This window comes from Pseudomonas fluorescens (assembly GCF_000802965.1).
Taxonomy (GTDB): Bacteria; Pseudomonadota; Gammaproteobacteria; order Pseudomonadales; family Pseudomonadaceae; genus Aquipseudomonas; species Aquipseudomonas fluorescens_A.
The window spans coordinates 225,220-237,894 of the sequence record NZ_JSAK01000008.1 but is presented as its reverse complement, the minus strand read 5'-3'; the positions used below and the strand labels follow the sequence as shown (position 1 = coordinate 237,894).

Annotated in this window: 11 protein-coding genes; 6 read left to right on the top strand and 5 right to left on the bottom strand. The window is 60.5% G+C overall.

All coding sequences use genetic code 11. The features are described from left to right. Positions 1–23: 23 nt before the first annotated feature. Complete coding sequence (locus tag NL64_RS07560) at positions 24–941, bottom strand: LysR family transcriptional regulator (protein WP_034147523.1); 918 nt, start codon at positions 939–941, stop codon at positions 24–26. Between the two features lie 109 nt (positions 942–1,050). On the opposite strand from NL64_RS07560, the gene NL64_RS07555 reads away from it, so the two are divergent. From NL64_RS07555 to NL64_RS07545, 3 genes are all read left to right on the top strand, one after another. Continuing rightward, entirely contained in the window at positions 1,051–2,292 is a 1,242-nt protein-coding gene (locus tag NL64_RS07555; RefSeq protein ID WP_034147522.1) for a D-amino acid dehydrogenase, read from the top strand. 27 nt (positions 2,293–2,319) lie between these two features. After that, a complete protein-coding gene (locus NL64_RS07550) occupies positions 2,320–2,670 on the top strand; it encodes a RidA family protein (RefSeq protein WP_034147521.1) in 351 nt (116 codons plus the stop codon). A gap of 72 nt (positions 2,671–2,742) precedes the next feature. Next, on the top strand, positions 2,743–3,603 hold the full coding sequence (locus tag NL64_RS07545) for a transporter substrate-binding domain-containing protein (RefSeq protein WP_253277066.1): 861 nt from the start codon (positions 2,743–2,745) through the stop codon (positions 3,601–3,603). A 27-nt stretch (positions 3,604–3,630) separates the two neighbouring features. On the opposite strand, the gene NL64_RS07540 is transcribed toward NL64_RS07545, so the two are convergent. Continuing rightward, positions 3,631–4,350, bottom strand: coding sequence for a 16S rRNA (uracil(1498)-N(3))-methyltransferase (locus NL64_RS07540; protein WP_034147519.1), 720 nt, complete (start codon positions 4,348–4,350; stop codon positions 3,631–3,633). Positions 4,351–4,496: 146 nt separating this feature from the next. Continuing rightward, positions 4,497–5,903 (bottom strand): adenosylmethionine--8-amino-7-oxononanoate transaminase, encoded by a 1,407-nt coding sequence (locus NL64_RS07535; protein WP_034147518.1) that lies wholly within the window; start codon positions 5,901–5,903, stop codon positions 4,497–4,499. Positions 5,904–6,125: 222 nt separating this feature from the next. On the opposite strand from NL64_RS07535, the gene NL64_RS07530 reads away from it, so the two are divergent. The 3 genes from NL64_RS07530 to NL64_RS07520 all read left to right on the top strand — a co-directional run bounded on the left by NL64_RS07530 (position 6,126) and on the right by NL64_RS07520 (position 9,432). Next, the gene (locus NL64_RS07530) at positions 6,126–7,889 is read left to right on the top strand and encodes a flavin monoamine oxidase family protein (RefSeq protein WP_034147517.1); all 1,764 of its coding nucleotides are present in this window, start codon (positions 6,126–6,128) and stop codon (positions 7,887–7,889) included. Between the two features lie 371 nt (positions 7,890–8,260). Continuing rightward, positions 8,261–8,812, top strand: coding sequence for a cytochrome b (locus NL64_RS07525; protein ID WP_034147516.1), 552 nt, complete (start codon positions 8,261–8,263; stop codon positions 8,810–8,812). Between the two features lie 32 nt (positions 8,813–8,844). After that, complete coding sequence (locus NL64_RS07520) at positions 8,845–9,432, top strand: YceI family protein (RefSeq protein ID WP_034147515.1); 588 nt, start codon at positions 8,845–8,847, stop codon at positions 9,430–9,432. 223 nt (positions 9,433–9,655) lie between these two features. Here the strand turns inward: NL64_RS07520 and NL64_RS07515 are convergent, their stop codons facing one another. Both NL64_RS07515 and NL64_RS07510 read right to left on the bottom strand, forming a co-directional pair. Beyond that, positions 9,656–11,530, bottom strand: a complete 1,875-nt coding sequence (locus NL64_RS07515) for a DEAD/DEAH box helicase (protein WP_034147514.1) — start codon at positions 11,528–11,530, stop codon at positions 9,656–9,658. Positions 11,531–11,753: 223 nt separating this feature from the next. Then, a complete protein-coding gene (locus tag NL64_RS07510) occupies positions 11,754–12,569 on the bottom strand; it encodes a substrate-binding periplasmic protein (protein WP_034147513.1) in 816 nt (271 codons plus the stop codon). Between the last annotated feature and the right edge of the window lie 106 nt (positions 12,570–12,675).

Below are 12,675 nucleotides of genomic sequence, written 5' to 3'. Positions count from 1 at the left end.
TCGCTAACAGGCTAGTTCCCACATTAACGCTGCGACGGGATCAAGCGATCCAGTTGCTCCTGGGCCCGACGGCTGAACACCTGCAACAGGTCATTCAAGGTGTGGGGAGGAGGCTCGGCAGCGCGGGTGACTGCGTACAAGGTGATGGGCAGCGGCGGAGTCAACGGGCGAATCGTCGTCGCGGCACAGGAGGCGCCAAGTGCGGTGAACGGATCGATCACTGCCAAACCGGCGCCGGATTCCACCATCGCCCGGGCCAATGAATAGGTCTGCACCGCGATGCGTACCCGGGGCGGCGGCTCGACCGCTTCGAGGTAACTGTCGAGGCGGGCCGCCAACGGGTCGGCGCTGGACAGGCCTATCAAGGGTGCGCCGGCCAGGGCCATCAGGGGCAACGGCGTGCCTGCCTCTACCGCCGACCAGTACCCCGATGGTGCCAGAGCCACCAGCACACCGGACGCCAGCGCCTGAGCCTTGAGCCCCGGATGATCCGGTCGTTGCAGGGTCAGGGCGAGATCAATTTCACGCATCAGCAGGTTCTGCACCAGTTCGCGGCTATGGGCGCTGGACAGTTCGCAGGCGATGTCCGGATAGCGCTCGGTCCACTCGTGAATGGCCGGCGGCAGCAATGACAGGGCCAGCGCCGGGGTAGCGCCAATCCGCAGGCTATGACCCGGCTCGCGACGCAGGCTCTGGGCCAGGCGCCGCACGCCTTGCAGGCTTTCGCTGACCTTGTCGACCTCGCGCTCTAACTCCAGCGCTTCGGGTGTGGCTTGCAATTTACCGCGTACCCGCAAGAACAACGGGAATCCCAGTTGCTGCTCGGCGTGTTGCAGCACCTTGCTCACCGCCGGCTGGGAGACGTGCAGCAACTGCGCGGCGGCGCTGATCGAGCCGGTCTGGCGAATGGCCTGGAAAATCTCGATGTGACGGAGGCGCATGGCTAGTCCATAACCTTTGTCTATGGGTTTGGCATCTTTATGCATTGTTCAGCGTCTGTCACCTGGCTCTAACCTGCACTTCGTCTTCACAACGGTTTTAAGGACGGACATGGCTCAGCGTGTGTGCATTATCGGCGGTGGCGTGATTGGCCTGGCAACGGCCTATGCGCTGGTGCGTGACGGATTCGAAGTGACCGTGATCGAAGCCCGGGATAGCCTGGGCAGCGAAACCAGTTTCGCCAACGGTGGCCAGTTGTCCTATCGCTATGTGGCGCCCCTGGCTGATGCCGGTGTGCCGTTGCAAGCCATCGGCTGGATGCTGCGCGGTGACTCGCCGTTGAAGCTGCGTCCGCGTCTGGATCCGGCACAGTGGCGCTGGATGGCGTCGTTCCTCAACGCTTGCCGCCGATCGGTCAACCGTGAGAATGCCGCCCATCTGTTGCGGCTGGCGCTGTTCAGCCAGAGCATCTTGAAGACGTGGCGAGAAGACGATGGGCTGGCGGGTTTCGAGTGGCGGCGCAACGGCAAGCTGGTGACCTTCCGTAACCCCGGTAGCTTTGATCATGCCCGCAAGGGGCTGGCCGATCCGCAGCAACAGCAGGTGTTGTCGCCTGCCGAATGTACGCAATTGGAACCGGCGCTAACCGATGCACCCTTCGTCGGAGCGATTTATACCCCGGACGAAGAAGTCGGCGATTGCCATGGCTTTTGTCAGCAATTGGCAACGCGACTGAAAGCCTCCGGCCGTTGCGAGTTCCGATTGGGCCAGGCGGTGACCGGCATTCGTCACGCCAATGGCGCGGTCAACGCCATCGAATTGGGCAGTGAAATCCTGGAGGTGGAGCAACTGGTGATTGCCGCCGGGCATCGCAGCCCGGCGCTGGCGTTACCCGGCCTGCAATTGCCGCTGTACCCGCTCAAGGGCTACAGCCTGACAGTACCGATTGGCCCGGAACACCGGGCACCGGATGTGAGCATCACCGACTACGACCGAAAGATTGTGTATGCGCGCATCGGCGAGCAATTGCGTATCGCGGCGATGGTCGACATCGTCGGTTTCGACCCGGCGATTGACCCGCAGCGCTTGGCCCTGATCAAGCGTCAGGCTCGTGACACCTTCGCCAATGCTGGCGCCTATGATGAGGCCGTCGAATGGGCCGGAATGCGTCCGGCAACCCCCAGTGGCGTGCCATTGCTGGGTGCCACGGCCTATCGCAACCTGTGGCTCAATCTCGGCCATGGTGCGCTGGGCTTTACCCTGGCATGTGGCAGCGCGCGCTTGCTCTGCGAGCTGATCGGCAAGGGTCAACCTTCCATCGAACTGCACGGTTTCAGCCATCGGGCTGCGTGAATTCCTGTTTCTCCAGAGGACTCTGCAATGACCATTCAACGTCTCCACAGCAACTCGCGACTGTCCGGCGTCGTGACTTTCGGCGATCTGGTGTTTCTCTCCGGACAGGTACCGGGCGAGGCCACTGACGCCAGCAACCAGACCCGTGAAGTGTTGGCGAAAATCGACGCTTTGTTGACCGAGGCCGGCAGCGACAAGAGTCATCTGCTCAATGCGACCATTTACCTCAAGGACATCAACGCGGATTTCGCCGCGATGAACGAGGTCTGGTCGCAGTGGTTGTCACCGGGCCAGGCACCGACCCGCACTACCGTGCAGGCGCAACTGGCCCGCCCTGAAATCCTGGTGGAAATCACTGTGATCGCCGCCCGCCGTTAACCGCTCTACCCACAACGGAGAATAACAATGCAAAAAAAAATCACGTTGCTTGGCTGCACCCTGGGCTTGCTGATGGGCAGTCAGGTCCAGGCCACTGAACCACCTTTGAGCGGAACGTTGGGCAAAATCGCCAGTACCAAGAGCATCACCCTGGGCTATCGAGATGCGTCAGTACCGTTCTCCTACGTGGGTGACCACACGGGCAAGCCGATGGGTTATTCGGTGGATCTGGCGGGCAAGATCGTCGAACGCATCCAGCAGCAACTGGCGTTGCCCGATCTCAACGTTCAGTACAACCTGGTGACTTCTCAAACCCGCATTCCGCTGGTGCAGAACGGCACCGTAGATCTGGAGTGTGGTTCCACAGGCGTGACCGCCGAGCGGCAGAAGCAGGTGGCGTTCTCCTACGGTTTCATTTACGTCAAAGGCCAGTTGCTCACGGCCAGAGACAGCGGCATCAAGAGTTTCGCCGACCTGCGTGGCAAGAACGTGGTAACCACTGCCGGCACCACCAATGAGCGCTACCTGAAGAGCTATAACGTCGACCACAAGATCGACATGTTCGTGATTAGCGCCAAGGATCACGGCGAAGCGTTCCAGATGTTGCAAACGGGACGGGCGGCGGCGTTTTATATGGACGATGCGCTGCTCTACGGCGAACGCGCCAAGGCCCACGACCCGCATAAGTGGGTGGTGGTCGGGGAAGAGCAGTCGCGGGAAATCTACAGCTGCGTGGTGCGCAAGGACGATCCGCAATTCATTGCGCTGGTTAACAGCGCGCTGGGTGATCTTTACAGTTCAGGGGAAATCAACGGTATCTACAAACGCTGGTTTGAACAGCCGATCCCGCCAAAGGGCTTGAACCTTGAGTTCCCGATGACCAGTGAACTCAAGGCGATCATTGCCAAGCCAGTGAGTGATCCGGTGCAATAGTCCTCTGGGCTGTCTGGCAACGGCGGCCTAAAAATCGCCCCAAAGCTGCTGGGCAACCGCAAGGGCAACTACCGGCGCCGTTTCGGTTCGCAACACCCGCGGGCCGAGGCGGGCGGCGTGGAAGCGGTTGGCCTTGGCCAGCTCGACTTCGGCATCGGACAAACCTCCCTCAGGACCGATCAGGAAGGCCAGGCTTGAAGGCTTGGCATGACTCACCAATGGCTCGGCCACCGGATGCAGCACCAACTTCAACTCAGCTTCAGTCTGTTTCAACCAATCCGCCAACAGCACCGGCGGATGAATCACTGGCACCCGTGAACGCCCGCATTGCTCGCACGCGCTGATCGCCACCTGGCGCCAGTGCAGCAGGCGTTTGTCGGCACGCTCGTCCTTGAGCCGGACTTCACAGCGGTCGCTGAAAATCGGTGTGATTTCGGTGACGCCCAGTTCGGTGGCTTTCTGAATCGCCCAGTCCATGCGCTCGCCACGGGACAGGCCCTGGCCGAGGTGGATCTGCAACGGTGACTCAACCTGGCCGGCGAACTGCTCATCGATTTGCACCACCACGCGCTTCTTGCCGACTTCGACCAGCGTGGCGCGAAACTCCTGGCCCGAGCCGTCGAACAATTGCAGCGCATCGCCCTCGGCCATGCGCAGCACGCGGCTGATGTAGTGGGCCTGGGCCTCGGGCAGTTCGTGCTCGCCGGTGCTCAGGGGGGCGTCGATGAAGAAGCGGGACAGTCTCATTTTGGTTCTCTACTCAATTCAATCGGAGTCGCTTTTGTGGCGAGGGAGCTTGCTCCCGGTGGACTGCGCAGCAGTCCCTCTTTTTGGGGCCGCTTCGCAGCCCAGCGGGAGCAAGCTCCCTCGCCACAGGGGTTGTGCAATGACTGTCAACCCGGATCACGGAACCCCGGATGGAAGTCCTTCGGGACTGAAACACTGACGCTGTCACGCGTGGCAATGTCGATCCCTTCGCTGGCCACTTCAGCCAGAAAGTCGATCTGCTCCGGTGTCACCACATACGGCGGCAGGAAATACACCACGCTGCCCAACGGCCGCAGCAAGGCACCACGCTCCAGCGCATGCTGGAACACCTTCAGACCGCGACGTTCCTGCCATGGATAAGCTTCTTTGCTGGCCTTGTCCTTGACCATCTCGATGGCCAGGACCATGCCGGTCTGGCGCACTTCGCTGACGTTCGGATGATCGACCAGATGCGCAGTGGAGGAGGCCATACGCTGCGCCAACACCTTGTTGTTCTCGATGACGTTGTCTTCTTCGAAGATATCCAGCGTCGCCAATGCCGCCGCGCAGGCCAGCGGATTGCCGGTGTAGCTGTGGGAATGCAGGAAGGCGCGCAGGGTCGGGTAGTCGTCGTAGAAAGCGCTGTAGACGTCTTCGGTGGTCAGGCACGCGGCCAACGGCAGGTAGCCGCCGGTCAGCGCCTTGGACAGGCAAAGGAAGTCCGGGCGAATGCCGGCCTGTTCGCAGGCGAACATGGTGCCGGTGCGGCCGAAGCCGACGGCGATTTCGTCGTGGATCAGGTGCACGCCGTAGCGATCACAGGCTTCACGCAGCAACTTGAGATACACCGGGTGGTACATGCGCATGCCGCCAGCGCCCTGGATCAGCGGCTCGACGATCACTGCTGCAACGGTGTCATGGTTCTCGGCCAGGGTTTGTTCCATCGCCGCGAACATATTGCGCGAGTGTTCTTCCCAGCTCATGCCTTCCGGGCGCAAGTAGCAATCGGGACTTGGCACCTTGATGGTGTCGAGCAGCAGGGCTTTGTAGGTTTCGGTGAACAGCGGCACGTCGCCCACCGACATCGCCGCCATGGTTTCGCCGTGGTAGCTGTTGGTCAGGGTGACAAAGCGCTTCTTGTTCGGCTGGCCGCGGTTGAGCCAGTAGTGAAAGCTCATTTTCAGCGCGACTTCGATGCAGGACGAGCCGTTATCGGCGTAGAAGCACCGCGTCAGGCCTTCCGGCGTCATCTTCACCAGGCGCTCGGACAACTCGATCACCGGCTGATGGCTGAAACCGGCGAGGATCACGTGTTCCAGTTGATCGACCTGATCCTTGATGCGCTGGTTGATGCGCGGGTTGGCGTGGCCGAATACATTGACCCACCAGGAACTGACCGCGTCGAGGTAGCGTTTGCCTTCGAAATCTTCCAGCCAGACCCCTTCACCGCGCTTGATCGGGATCAGCGGCAGTTGTTCGTGATCTTTCATCTGGGTGCAGGGATGCCACAACACCGCGAGATCGCGTTCCATCCACTGTTTATTCAGGCCCATTTTCACTCTCCTCGAGGCGGTCCGTGACGCGCGCGGACATGCAATCGCGCAAGCCTATGCAATGCGTCGCACGGGGACAACCCATTGTGTCGAATGAGCTACTTTGTATAGGCCGATAGACGTTGCTGGCGGGCGTTTGAAGGCTGACGTATCCTTCGCGGTTCTTGAGTCGTCTGGCTCGCAAAACCGCTATTTTTCTCGTGTATTTCCGGAGTTCGCTGAATGTCTGTCGGTTGGCTGCGCGCCTGTGCGCTGGTGATGTTGGGGCTGTTCAGCGTGTCTGCGCTGGCCAAGGATAAAACCGTGATCGTGATCGGCGGCGGGGTTTCGGGCCTCACGGCTGCTTATGAACTGCAGAAAAAGGGCTGGCAGGTCACGCTGCTGGAAGCCAAGACGAGCCCGGGCGGTCGTTCCGGCATGGCGACCAGCGAGTGGATCGGCAACGACAAGGCCCAGCCGGTTTTGAACAAGTACGTCTCGGAGTTCAAGCTGAGCACCACGCCAGCACCTGAATTCGTTCGGACCCCGAGCTACCTGATCGACGGCGTGTATTACACCGCCGCCGACCTGGCGACCAAGGATCCCACCACTGCCGAAGCGCTCAAGCGCTACGAAAAGACCGTGGACGACCTGGCACGCTCGGTCGAAGACCCGCAGAACCCGGCGGCGAACAACACGCTGCACTCGCTGGACCAGATCAACGTGTCCAACTGGCTGGATCGGCTGACACTGCCACCCACTGCCCGTCAGTTGGTTAACCAGCAGATTCGTACCCGCTATGACGAACCTTCGCGCCTGTCGCTGCTGTACTTCGCACAGCAAAGCAGTGTCTACCGTGGCGTCTCCGACCGTGACCTGCGTGCTTCGCGTCTGGTTGGTGGCAGCCCCGTGCTGGCCCAGGCTTTCGTCAAGCAACTGAAAACCATCAAGACCAGCTCCCCGGTTTCGTCGATCACCCAGGACAAAGACGGCGTCACCGTCAAGGTCGGCAGCGTTGGCTATCAGGCTGACTATGTCGTGCTGGCCGTGCCGTTGCGCGCACTGAACAAGATCCAGATGACCCCGTCGCTGGACGCCCAGCACCTGGCGGCGATCAAGGGCACCAACTACGGCTGGCGCGACCAGATCATGCTGAAGTTCAAGACCCCGGTGTGGGAACCGAAAGCACGCATGTCCGGCGAGATCTACAGCAACACCGGCCTCGGTATGTTGTGGATCGAGCCTGCCTTGAAGGGTGGCGCCAACGTGGTGATCAACCTGTCCGGCGACAACGCACGGGTGATGCAGGCGTTCGGCGACAAGCAGATGGTCGATCAGGTACTGATTCGCCTGCACGCGTTTTATCCACAGGCGCGCGGCTCGTTTACCGGTTATGAAATCCGTCGCTACAGCACCGACCCTTCGATGGGCGGCGCATACCTGGCGTTCGGTCCGGGTCAGATCAGCAAGTTCTGGCGCCTGTGGGAACGTCCGATTCAGCGTGTAGCCTTTGCGGGGGAGCACACCGATACCATGTACCCGGGCACTCTGGAAGGTGCACTGCGCACCGGTCAGCGCGCGGCCAGTCAGGTTGAAGACCTGGCGGCGGGCAAGTCGTTTGAACCGGCGAAGGTCGGTCCGGCAGCGACTGCGGCTGCAGCGGCAGGCGCTGGTGCGGTGGCGGCGAAGAAGGGCAATTTCTTCAGCAACCTGTTTGGCGGTTCGGATGACGCGAAGAAACCGGAGCCAGTGAAGGCGCCTGAACCTGCCCCGGCAGCTCCGGCCCCTGCACCCGCCCCGGCACCGACGCCAGCACCTGCTCCGGTCGAAGCGCCGAAGCCGGCGGCACCGGTGAAAGCCGAGCCAGCCAAAAAGGCACCGGCCAAAGCCCCGGCGAAAAAACCAGCGGCCAAGACTGAAGCGAAAAAGGCACCTGCCAAGGCACCAGCGAAAAAAGCTGAAGTGGCCAAGAAGCCTGCAACGACTACCGAAACCAAAGTGCAGTAAGGCTTTGGGTTAAACAGAAGCGCGGCTCAAGGGCCGCGCTTTTTTTTGCCTGCAACAATCCCCCGTGGCGAGGGAGCTTTCTCCCGCTGGGTTGCGAAGCGGCCCCTAACAATCGACAACCGCAGTTTTCAGCTGAAATTATCTACATGGTTTGCGACTGCTGCGCAGTCGAGCGGGAGCAAGCTACCTCGCCACATTGAGTTCTTGTGAATTTGGTTTCGCGTCCCGCCCAACTTTCGCCTTTAATCTTTCCTTAACTCACCGATTTCAAACTCTTGATCGTATTTCTCGATATTTCAAAGCAAATTTTTCCGCTTTAATTCGATAGATAACTCTTTAGTCTTGGTCGCAGTTCTCACAGGATTTGGGCAATGCAACTACGTAACTCAACTTCCCGCTATGGTTTGGTCAGCATCTTCATGCATTGGGGCGTGGCATTGGCCGTGTTCGGTTTGTTTGCCCTCGGGCTGTGGATGGTCGGTCTCGACTACTACAGCACCTGGCGTAAAGACGCGCCGGACCTGCACAAGAGCATTGGTCTGGTGTTGCTCGGCGTGATGCTGCTGCGAGTGTTGTGGCGTTTCATCAGCCCACCGCCGCCAACCCTGTCCAGCTATAGCCGCATGACGCGCCTGGGCGCCAAGTTCGGCCATGGCTTTCTGTATCTCAGTCTGTTCGCTGTGATGATTGCCGGTTACCTGATTTCCACCGCAGAAGGTGTCGGGATCCCGGTGTTTGGACTGTTTGAAGTACCTGCGCTGGTTTCCGGGCTACCGGACCAGGCAGATACCGCTGGCGTGATTCACCTCTACCTGGCGTGGGTGCTGGTAATTTTTTCCGGCCTCCATGCGTTGGCAGCATTGAAGCACCACTTTATCGACCGTGATGTGACCCTCAAGCGAATGCTGGGTCGCAAAGCCTGACGTTCAACCTCGACTCCAAAGGAAAACAAAGTATGTTGAAAAAGACTCTGGCCGCTCTGGCAATCGGCTCCGCCCTGTTGTCCGCCGGTAACGTAATGGCCGCTGACTACGTCGTCGACAAAGAAGGCCAGCACGCCTTCGTTGACTTCAAGATCAGCCACCTGGGCTACAGCTACATCACCGGTACCTTCAAGGACATCGACGGCAAGTTCAGCTTCGACGCCGCCAAGCCTGAAGACAGCAAGATCGAGTTCAATGTGAACACCGCCAGCGTTTTCACCAACAATGCTGAGCGTGACAAGCACATCTCCAGCAAAGACTTCCTGAACGGCAGCAAGGCCACCTTCGTTTCCACCAGCGTCAAGTCGACCGGTAAAAACGCCGCCGGCAAAGACACGGCCGATGTGGCTGGCGACCTGACGATCCTCGGTGTCACCAAGCCGATCGTGGTCAAGGCCACTTTCCTGGGTGAAGGCAAGGATCCATGGGGCGGCTACCGTGCAGGCTTCGAGGGTACCTTCAGCCTCAAGCGTTCCGATTTTGGCAAGCAGAAAGACCTGGGCCCATCGTCCGACGCAGTTGATCTGTACGTAACGTTTGAAGGTGTCAAAGCGAAATAACTTTCGCGCCTGACAAAAAAACGCCCGTTGCTCTCCAGAGCGCGGGCGTTTTTTATTGCCGTACACAAAACCCCTGTAGGAGCTGCCGAAGGCTGCGATCTTTTGATCTTGTATTTAAAAAAGCAAAATCAAAAGATCGCAGCCTTCGGCAGCTCCTACAAAAGCGGGTCAATAAAAATGCCCCGGACCTTTCGGTACGGGGCATTTTTATTGCAGCGATAACTCAGCGATTGCGGGTCAGCAATGCCGGTTTTTCACCGCGAGGACGGCTTGGCAGTTGATCGAGCTGCTCAGGTGTCGGGAAGCGATCCGCCTTCGACTCCTTGTGCATGATCTTCGGCGCCGGGCCACGCGGGTTCTGTATCGCTGGTTCCGAACGAGGCTGCTCGTCACGGGCCGGGCGGCGGTTGCGCGAATCTTCGCGACGGGCCTGGCCGTCACGTGGTGCGCCATTACGTGGGCCGCTGCGCTTGGCTGGCGGCGTGCCGGTGCTGGCGCCATCGCTGCTGCGCGGACCGCTCTGGCGACCCTGTGGCTTGCCGCCACGTGGTGCGCCCGAACCCGCTGCCGTGCCTTGTGCCGGAGCACCCGGACGACGACCACGGCCCTGGGCAGGTTTCTGCTGCGGAACGTAGTCGACGCGGTTACCGAAGTTATCGACATCGTCGTCCAGGAACTCGTCCGGGGCGCGATCAGCCGCGGCGCGTGGAGGCTGGCTTGGCTGGCGCTGTTCGCGGGCCGGGGTGCCTTCGCGGGGCTTTTGTTGACGGGCTGGACGCTCGCCACGTTCGCCCGACGCCGGTTTTTCCTTGCCCTTGTCCTTGCCTTTGTCTTTACGACCGCCACCCCCACCGCCGCCGTTCGGACCATCGCCGCGCGGGCCACGTGGATTGCGCGGGTTACGCACATCCGGACGCTCGCGGACTTCCGGTTTCTCGGCTTCCACGGCGCTCGAATCGAAGCCCATCAGGTCGCCGTCGGCGATTTTCTGCTTGGTCATGCGTTCGATGCTTTTCAGCAGCTTCTCTTCGTCCGGAGCGACCAGCGAAATCGCCTCGCCTGAACGACCGGCACGGCCGGTACGGCCGATACGGTGTACGTAGTCTTCATCGACGTTCGGCAGTTCGAAGTTGACCACGTGTGGCAACTGATCGATGTCCAGGCCGCGCGCGGCGATGTCGGTGGCCACCAGGATGCGCACGTCACCGGCCTTGAAGTCGGCCAGGGCTTTGGTGCGGGCGTTCTGGCTCTTGTTGCCGTGGATCGCGACGGCGCTCAGGCCGTGTTTGTCCAGGTACTCGGCCAGGCGGTTGGCGCCGTGCTTGGTGCGGGTGAAGACCAGAACCTGTTCCCAGGCGCCAGCGGTGATCAGGTGTGCCAGCAACGAACGTTTGTGGCTGGCCGGCAGGCGGAACACGCGCTGTTCGATGCGCTCGACCGTGGTGTTCGGCGGCGTGACTTCGATGCGTTCCGGGTTGTGCAGCAGTTTGCCAGCGAGGTCGGTGATGTCCTTGGAGAAGGTCGCCGAGAACAGCAGGTTCTGCCGTTTGGCCGGCAGACGCGCCAGGACCTTCTTCACGTCATGGACGAAGCCCATGTCGAGCATGCGGTCGGCTTCGTCCAGCACGAGGATTTCCACGTGGGACAAGTCGACGCTGCCTTGGCCGGCCAGATCGAGCAGGCGGCCAGGGCAGGCCACCAGCACGTCTACGCCACGGGACATGGCTTGAACCTGCGGGTTCATGCCGACGCCGCCGAAGATGCAGGCGCTGACGAACTTCAGGTCACGGGCATAAACCTTGAAGCTTTCGTGTACCTGGGCCGCGAGTTCGCGAGTAGGGGTCAGGACCAGTACGCGCGGTTGGCGCGGGCCGTGACGCTGGGATTTGTCCGGGTGACCGTTGGGGAACAACCGCTCCAGAATCGGAAGGGCGAAACCGCCGGTTTTACCAGTACCTGTCTGTGCCGCGACCATCAGGTCGCGACCTTGCAACACGGCGGGAATGGCCCGCTGTTGCACCGGAGTAGGCTCGGTATAGCCCGCTGCCTCGATGGCGCGGACTAAAGCCTCGGAGAGACCGAGGGAAGCAAAGGACATGAGTAATCCTGTTTTAGTTAGGGCTTGGCCCAATGGGAGTCTTGCCTGGCGCGAATGGCGTTTAAGAGGAACGCAATCCCGTCCGGTCCTGCTGGGCCTTGAAAGCTCGTCTGGAGTGCTCGCGCGGGCTGGAAAGCTGCGCCGTAGCGGGGTCGAGATGCCTTGAACAAGTCCGAGCGTCCGGGCGTGAGCCTGGCGGGAAGGCCGGAGTATAACAGAGCAATCACTGCGCGCCGCTTTCCTGCTGCTCAACGGTTTTCGCCGTCGTGGCGGTGGCGCGTGCCGGGTTCACGACAGAGGCCGGGTCGGCGCCATAACGGGCGCTTAGCTCTGCGTAGGCCGGTTCGCGTTTGAAGCGTTTGAGTTCGGCACCGAAGCGCTGTACCAGCAAATCCATGCCGGCATTGCGACGAACTGCCAGAAACTGGCTTTGTTGGCTGATGACGATCGGGTTCTCGGTGATCTTGTCGCGAATGTTCAGCTCGTCGAGCAAATGCTGGCCGACCCGGCGATCAGTGATCAGCAGGTCGATCCGCCCACGCACCAGTTTGCCGAAGTTGGCTTCATGACTGGGTGCTGGTTCCCGGGTGAACAGCGTCGAGTCCCTGAAATTCTGGCTGTACAGGTAGCCCGGTGAGGTGCCGATGGTCAGCCCGCGCAGTTCGTCGAGCGTGCGGAACGGGTGCGGCCGTGCGTTGGCGTAGAACATCACGAATTGCACTTCCGAGAGCGGTTCGCTGGGGTAGAGCAGGGTCGCATCGCGCTCATCGCTGTGGAAAATGTCCAGGGCGCCATCGGCCTGGCCGGTTTCGAGCATCGACAGGCAACGTTTCCATGGCAGGAATTGCCACTCGACTTCGATCCCCAGGCGCTTGAAGACTATCGCGGTGGTTTCGTAGTCGAGCCCGAGGGATTTGCCGTTCTCCTCATACACGTAAGGAGCCCACGGTTCCGTGACAATGCGCAATTTCTCGCCCCGAGCGGCAAAGCTCAGGCAAGTGAAGACAAGCACGGCGATTAACTGCGTGATCAAAGGCATGGGCTTGAGATTACGACGAGAAACAGGAAAGAGCCAGAACCGGGAACCAGAAGCTCTATCTCCGAGTGTTGCGTCACAATAAATGCAAAAGATCGCAGCTTTCGGC

What these genes read in the sequence shown, in the direction of transcription:
- NL64_RS07560 (WP_034147523.1), bottom strand. Translation starts at nt 941, where the DNA reads ATGCGCCTCCGTCACATCGAGATTTTCCAGGCCATTCGCCAGACCGGC.
- NL64_RS07555 (WP_034147522.1), top strand. Translation starts at nt 1,051, where the DNA reads ATGGCTCAGCGTGTGTGCATTATCGGCGGTGGCGTGATTGGCCTGGCA.
- NL64_RS07550 (WP_034147521.1), top strand. Translation starts at nt 2,320, where the DNA reads ATGACCATTCAACGTCTCCACAGCAACTCGCGACTGTCCGGCGTCGTG.
- NL64_RS07545 (WP_253277066.1), top strand. Translation starts at nt 2,743, where the DNA reads ATGGGCAGTCAGGTCCAGGCCACTGAACCACCTTTGAGCGGAACGTTG.
- NL64_RS07540 (WP_034147519.1), bottom strand. Translation starts at nt 4,350, where the DNA reads ATGAGACTGTCCCGCTTCTTCATCGACGCCCCCCTGAGCACCGGCGAG.
- NL64_RS07535 (WP_034147518.1), bottom strand. Translation starts at nt 5,903, where the DNA reads ATGGGCCTGAATAAACAGTGGATGGAACGCGATCTCGCGGTGTTGTGG.
- NL64_RS07530 (WP_034147517.1), top strand. Translation starts at nt 6,126, where the DNA reads ATGTCTGTCGGTTGGCTGCGCGCCTGTGCGCTGGTGATGTTGGGGCTG.
- NL64_RS07525 (WP_034147516.1), top strand. Translation starts at nt 8,261, where the DNA reads ATGCAACTACGTAACTCAACTTCCCGCTATGGTTTGGTCAGCATCTTC.
- NL64_RS07520 (WP_034147515.1), top strand. Translation starts at nt 8,845, where the DNA reads ATGTTGAAAAAGACTCTGGCCGCTCTGGCAATCGGCTCCGCCCTGTTG.
- NL64_RS07515 (WP_034147514.1), bottom strand. Translation starts at nt 11,530, where the DNA reads ATGTCCTTTGCTTCCCTCGGTCTCTCCGAGGCTTTAGTCCGCGCCATC.
- NL64_RS07510 (WP_034147513.1), bottom strand. Translation starts at nt 12,569, where the DNA reads ATGCCTTTGATCACGCAGTTAATCGCCGTGCTTGTCTTCACTTGCCTG.